Raw genomic sequence first — 6,387 nt, 5'->3', positions numbered from 1 at the left:
GGCCAGGTCTGTACGACCTGGCCCGTCCGACGGGGCCGCGGCAGCGGTACGGGGGTTCCCGGTGCCGGGGGTGATCAGCCCATGTGCGGGTACGCGTAGTCGGTCGGCGCGACCAGCGTCTCCTTGATGGCGCGGGTCAGCGTCCAGCGCATCAGGTTCTGCGGGGCGCCGGCCTTGTCGTTGGTGCCGGAGGCACGGCCGCCGCCGAAGGGCTGCTGGCCGACGACGGCCCCGGTCGACTTGTCGTTGATGTAGAAGTTGCCCGCCGCGTAGCGCAGCTTCTCCATCGTGTACGCCGCCGCAGCGCGGTCGCCCGAGACGACCGAGCCGGTCAGCGCGTAGTCGGACACCGACTCCATCTGGGTCAGCATCTCGTCGTACGTGTCGTCCTCGTAGACGTGGACGGCGAGGAACGGGCCGAAGTACTCGGTGCGGAAGACCTCGTTCTCCGGGTCGGAGCACTCGACGACGGTCGGGCGGACGAAGTAGCCGACCGAGTCGTCGTAGGAACCGCCCGCGACGATGGTGCAGGACGGATCCTCCTCGGCCCGGTCGATGGCGGCCTTGTTCTTGGCGAAGGACCGCTCGTCGATGACGGCGCCGATGAAGTTCGACAGGTCGGTGACGTCGCCCATGGTGAGGTAGTCGACCTCGGCGGCGAACTCCTCCTTGAAGCCGTCGTTCCAGATCGACGCCGGGATGTACGCGCGCGAGGTGGCGGAGCACTTCTGGCCCTGGTACTCGAAGGCGCCGCGGGTCAGGGCGGTCTTGAGCACGGCACGGTCGGCGCTCGGGTGGGCGACCAGGAAGTCCTTGCCGCCGGTCTCGCCGACCAGGCGCGGGTAGGTGCGGTACTTCTCGATGTTGTTGCCGACCGTCTTCCACAGGTGCTGGAAGGTCTTGGTCGAACCGGTGAAGTGGATGCCCGCGAGGTCACGGTGCTCGAGGGCGACCTTGGAGACCTCGATGCCGTCGCCGGTGACGAGGTTGATGACGCCCTTGGGCAGCCCGGCCTCCTCAAGCAGCCGCATCAGCAGCACGGCGGCGTGGGTCTGGGTCGGGGACGGCTTCCACAGCACGACGTTGCCCATCAGCGCGGGCGCGGTGGGCAGGTTGGCGGCGATCGCGCTGAAGTTGAACGGCGTGATCGCGTAGACGAAGCCCTCCAGCGGACGGTGGTCCATGCGGTTCCACACGCCCGGCGAGTTGGCCGGGGGCTGCTCGGCGAGGATGCCGCGCGCGTAGTGGACGTTGAACCGCCAGAAGTCGATCAGCTCGCAGGGGCTGTCGATCTCGGCCTGCTGCACGGTCTTGGACTGGCCGAGCATGGTGGAGGCGGCGATGGTCTCGCGCCAGGGGCCCGACAGCAGTTCGGCGGCGCGCAGGATGATCGCCGCGCGGTCGTCGAAGGACATCGCGCGCCAGGCCGGGGCGGCGGCCAGGGCGGCGTCGATCGCGTCCTGGGCGTCCGCTTGCGTGGCGTTGGCGTAGGTGCCCAGGCGCGCCTTGTGGTTGTGCGGCTGCACGACGTCGAACCGCTCGCCGCCACCCATCCGCTTCTCGCCGCCGATGGTGCAGGGCAGGTCGACGGGGTTGTCGGCCAGTTCCTTGAGCTTGGCCTCCAGCCGGGCGCGTTCGGGCGAGCCGGGGGCGTAGCCGTGCACCGGCTCGTTGACGGGCGTGGGGACCTGGGTCACAGCGTCCATGGTTTCCGTACTCCTTGACTTGGGCGGTAAGTGCTTGAGCGGTGGTGCTCGGGCTCAGCCCTTGCTGACCATCGAGCGCAGGAAGAAGCGCAGGTTCGCCGGCTTCTCCGCCAGACGGCGCATGAAGTAGCCGTACCAGTCGGTGCCGTAGGCCGTGTAGACGCGCATACGGTGGCCTTCGGCGGCCAGCCGCAGGTGCTCCTCGCCGCGGATGCCGTAGAGCATCTGGAACTCGTACTCGTCGAGCTTGCGGCCGGCGGTGCGGGCCAGTTCCTGGGTGATGGAGATCAGGCGCGGGTCGTGGGACCCGATCATCGGGTACCCCTCGCCCTCCATCAGCGTCCGCAGGATGCGCACGTACGCCTTGTCGATCTCGTGCTTGTGCTGGTGGGCGACCTCTGCGGGCTCCTTGTAGGCGCCCTTCACCAACCGTACGCGACTGCCGTTCGCGGCGAGGCGGCGCGCGTCCCGCTCCGTGCGGAAGAGGTAGGCCTGGATGACGCAGCCGGTCTGCGGGAAGTCCTTCCGCAGCTCGTCGTGGATGGCGAACATCGAGTCGAGGGTGGTGTGGTCCTCGGCGTCGAGGGTGACCGTGGTGCCGGCCGCGGCGGCGGCCTCGACGACCGGGCGGACGTTGGCGAGCGCGCGTTCGTGGCCGCCGGGGAGCGCCTGGCCGAACATCGACAGCTTCACCGACATCTCGGCGCGGGTGCCGAGCTCCAGCGGGCCGAGCCGGCCGATGAGCTCCAGGTAGGCGTCGCGCGCGGCGGTGGCCTGCTCGGGGGTGGTGATGTCCTCGCCGACGACGTCCATCGTCAGCTCCAGGCCGTTGCCGGTGAGCTCCTCGACGACGGGCAGGATCTCGTCCACGGTCTCACCGGGGATGAAGCGGTCGACGACCTGCTTGGTCACCGGGGCCGCCGAGACGAGGCGACGCATCCGGTCGCTGCGCGAGGCGGCGAGAATCACGGGACCCAGCACGGGGCACCTCCAGAAGCTGCTGAACGGCCATGACCCGACGCTTCGGGTGTGGCACGGAGAACCACCGTGAAACCTAAGGATCCATCCGATCGCGGGCCATCGACAGCTGTCACGCATCCGTGCCACCGATCTCAGACAGATGTATGAAGGCGGCCCGGTTCTACGGGACAATGCCGGGGTGACGTCGGAACACAGGGATGAGTACCAGGAGCTGGTGGACGAGATCTCGGAGCTGCTCGGCGCTCCGGCGACCCTGGAGAACCGTGACTTCGAGCTGCTCGCGTTCGGCGCGTACGACAGCGAGGGCGAGCTCGATCCGTCCGCCCTCGACCCGGTGCGCACCCGCTCGATCCTCACCCGCCGTTCGACGGCCGCCGTCCGGGCCTGGTTCGAGGGGTTCGGCATCACCCGCGCGACGGGCCCGGTCCGTATCCCGCGCACTCCGGAGGCGGGTGTGCACCGGGGCCGCGTCTGTCTGCCGGTACGTCATCGGGGTGTCGTTCTCGGCTACGTCTGGCTGCTCGACTACGAGCCGGGCCCCTCCGAGGAGCAGCTGGGCGCGGCGATGGGGGTGACCGCCCGGATCGGGGCGCTGCTCGCCGACGAGGCGCAGCACGGTGCCGATCTGACCCGCGAGCTGCGGGCGGTGCTCGGCGCGGAGCACGACGGGCAGCGCGATCTGGCGGTCGCCGAGCTGCGTACCGCCCTCGGCGGCCGCGCCGACGGCCCGTACACGCTGGTGTGCGTGGCTCCGTGGCCCTCCGCCGGTCCCGAGGACGCCCCGTCGGTGCGTACGGTGCCGGGTGCCACGGCCCTGTGCACCCTGCCGTGGGGGGTCTCGGACGTGTCGCTGACCCTGCTGCTGCGACTGCGCGCCCCGGACGTGCTGACCCCGGCGACGACGGCCGCCGGCCGGCTGCTGGAGCGAACCCTCGCGAGCGGCCCCGGACACCGGCGCGCCGCCCCGGGGACGACTGTCGCCACCGCCTCGGCCGCCGGGATCGCCACGCCCCGCTCCGGCCTCGCCGGACTGGGCCCCGCCTGGCGCGAGGCGTCGGCGGCGGCACGCGCGGCCCTGGCCGAGCCCCGCCTGGGCCCGGTCGCGCGCTGGTCCTCGATCGGCCCCTACCGGCTCCTGACCGCGCTGCCCCGCCGGGCCGCCCCCGACCCCGCCGTCGGTCCGCTGCTCCTCCCGGTGCACCGGGAACTCGCCCGGACCGCCGAGACCTACCTCGACCGGGCGGGCCAGGCCGGCCGCACGGCCGCCGGGCTGGGCATCCACCGCCAGACGCTGTACTACCGCCTGTCCCGCATCGAGCAGATCACGGGCCTTGACCTGGACGACGGCGAGGACCGGCTGCTGCTGCACATGGCGCTGAAGGCGCACCGCCTGTGATGACCGGGAGACGTGTCAGCGCCGTCCGGCGGCCTCGATCACCTGGCGCAGGCCCTCGGCGAGCCGGTCGGCGTCGGGCGCGTTCTGCCGGTCGAACGACCACTGGACCATCAGCCCCATCAACAGCGTGACGTAGAAGCCGCCGAGCGTGTCCACGGTCTCCTCCGGGACGTCCTCCTCACGGCCGCCCATGAAGAGCGTGACCAGGCCACGCGCGCCCTCCCGCTGGGCTCGGGCCAGGTGGTCCCGCACCTCGGGCATGTCGTCGCCCATGGCCACGATCTCCGTGCTGAGCCGCCACAGCGAGCCGGGGCCGCGCATGGTGCCGATGATGTTCGACCACACGTCGGTGAACCGCTCCAGCGAGCCGGGCTCACCGCCGGGCTCAGCGCCGGGCCCGTCCTCCGTGCCGCCGTCGAAGGCGACGGACATGTCCTCCACCAGTTCGACGTAGGCCTGCGCGAGCAGCGCGTCCTTCGAGCCGTAGTGGTAGCCGATGGACGCCAGGTTGGTGCCCGACTCCTTGACGATGTCGCGCGCCGTGGTGCGCGTGAACCCCTTCTGCAGCAGGCAGCGCTTGGCACCCTCGAGCAGATCTTCGCGGTGTCCCATGACGACACCCTACTCTCGGCCCATACAGTCGTCCTATACGGATGTTTTATACAAGCGTAATAGACGAACGTATAAGACGTGCGTACAGTCACTGGCATGATGATCAATCCACCGAGTGCCTCCCCGACCGCTCGAGCCGGCCGCCGCGAATGGACCGCGCTCGCCGTACTGATGCTTCCGCTGCTGCTGGTCTCGATGGACGTCTCCGTCCTCTACTTCGCGATCCCGGAGATCACCGCGGATCTGGCGCCGAGCGGCACCCAGCAGCTGTGGATCTTCGACATCTACGGCTTCGTCCTGGCCGGGCTGCTGATGACGATGGGCTCCGTGGGCGACCGGATCGGCCGCCGCAGACTCCTGCTGATCGGCGCGATGGCGTTCGGCGCCGCCTCCCTGGCGGCGGCGTACGCGAACAGCGCCGAGACCCTGATCGCCGCCCGCGCGGTCCTGGGCATCGGCGGCGCGACCCTGATGCCCTCGACGCTGGCACTGGTGCGCTCGCTCTTCACCGACGCCGGACAGCGGGCGCAGGCCATCGCGATCTGGTCCGCTGTGATGACGGCCGGTGTGGCGCTCGGCTCGGTGCTGAGCGGCGTGCTGGTGGAGTTCTTCTGGTGGGGTTCGGTCTTCCTGGTCAACCTGCCGGCGATGGCCCTGCTGCTCGTCCTCGGCCCGATCCTGCTGCCCGAGTCGAAGGACCCCGAACCCGGCCGCTTCGACTGGCCGAGCATCCCGCTGTCGATGGCCGCCGTGCTCCCCGTCGTCTACGGCCTCAAGGAGATCCCGTCCAAGGGCTGGAACGTCCAGTACGTCGTGTCGGTGACCGTGGGTCTGCTCTTCGCGGTCCTCTTCGTCCACCGGCAGCGGACGGCCCTCTCGCCGATGATCTCCCCGGCCCTGTTCCGCGGCCGCGGCTTCGCCCCGGCCGTCGTCCTCAACGTCGTCACGTTGTTCGGGATGATGGGTTCGGCGTTCTTCACCACGCAGTACCTGCAGTCGGTGCTCGGCATGAGTGCGATGGAGGCGGCCCTGTGGGCGCTGGTGCCCTCGGTGCCCGTCGGCTTCGCTGCCCCGTTCGCGGCCCGGCTGGTGCGGCGGGGCGTCGAACGCGTCCACGTGGTGACGGCGGGCTTCGCCACCGCCGCGTGCGGCTTCGTACCGCTGATGCTCGTGGACACGGACGCGCTGGTGCTGGTGCTGGTCGGCTGTGGGATCCTCGCCTCGGGGGTCACCATGGTGGTGTCCCAGATCACGGATCTCGCGCTGGGCACCGCCCCGGTGGAGCGGGCGGGTTCGGCCTCCTCCCTGATGGAGACGGGCGCGGAGTTCGGCGGCGCGCTGGGCATGGCGGTCCTCGGCTCCATCGGTACCGCCGTCTACCGCCACAACGTCCCGGACACGGCCCCGGCCGCGGCCCGCGAGACGCTGGGCGGCGCGCTGGCCGTGGCCGACCGGCTGCCGGGGCGCGCGGGGGACGCCCTGGCGGCGGCGGCCCGGGAGGCGTTCGTCCAGGGCATGCAGACTGCGGCGATCGCGGCAGCGGGGGTCCTCGTCGCGGGGGCGGCGCTGGCCGCGGTGACCCTGCGGGGAGTCGCCGTGCGGGAGGAGGCGACCGCGGTGGAGACCGAGGAGGCGGCCGTCTGACCGAGGCAACGCGAAAGGCGCCGGACGGCCGCACAGCCGGTGCGGCCG

5 protein-coding genes are annotated in these 6,387 nt (G+C 71.1%); 2 read left to right on the top strand and 3 right to left on the bottom strand.

Annotation, left to right across the window (positions count from 1 at the left end):
- Nucleotides 1-74: 74 nt before the first annotated feature.
- Complete coding sequence (pruA, locus tag ACFWVE_RS34470; RefSeq protein ID WP_384023049.1) at nucleotides 75-1,706, bottom strand: L-glutamate gamma-semialdehyde dehydrogenase; 1,632 nt, start codon at nucleotides 1,704-1,706, stop codon at nucleotides 75-77.
- A 54-nt stretch (nucleotides 1,707-1,760) separates the two neighbouring features.
- Nucleotides 1,761-2,687 carry a proline dehydrogenase family protein gene (locus ACFWVE_RS34465; protein WP_384023046.1) on the bottom strand — a complete coding sequence of 309 codons (927 nt, stop codon included), beginning with the start codon at nucleotides 2,685-2,687 and terminating at the stop codon, nucleotides 1,761-1,763.
- A 139-nt stretch (nucleotides 2,688-2,826) separates the two neighbouring features.
- Between ACFWVE_RS34465 and ACFWVE_RS34460 the strand changes: the two genes are divergently transcribed.
- Nucleotides 2,827-4,083 (top strand): PucR family transcriptional regulator, encoded by a 1,257-nt coding sequence (locus tag ACFWVE_RS34460; protein WP_384023043.1) that lies wholly within the window; start codon nucleotides 2,827-2,829, stop codon nucleotides 4,081-4,083.
- A gap of 15 nt (nucleotides 4,084-4,098) precedes the next feature.
- Here the strand turns inward: ACFWVE_RS34460 and ACFWVE_RS34455 are convergent, their stop codons facing one another.
- Nucleotides 4,099-4,695 carry a TetR/AcrR family transcriptional regulator gene (locus tag ACFWVE_RS34455; protein ID WP_384023040.1) on the bottom strand — a complete coding sequence of 199 codons (597 nt, stop codon included), beginning with the start codon at nucleotides 4,693-4,695 and terminating at the stop codon, nucleotides 4,099-4,101.
- A gap of 99 nt (nucleotides 4,696-4,794) precedes the next feature.
- Here ACFWVE_RS34455 and ACFWVE_RS34450 point away from each other — a divergent pair, with 99 nt between their 5' ends.
- Entirely contained in the window at nucleotides 4,795-6,339 is a 1,545-nt protein-coding gene (locus ACFWVE_RS34450; RefSeq protein WP_384023052.1) for an MFS transporter, read from the top strand.
- Nucleotides 6,340-6,387 lie beyond the last annotated feature (48 nt).

Source organism: Streptomyces sp. NPDC058632 (assembly GCF_042717095.1).
GTDB lineage: Bacteria > Actinomycetota > Actinomycetes > Streptomycetales > Streptomycetaceae > Streptomyces.
The sequence above is the reverse complement of the archived record's forward strand: the minus strand, read 5'-3'. Positions and strand labels throughout refer to the sequence as shown.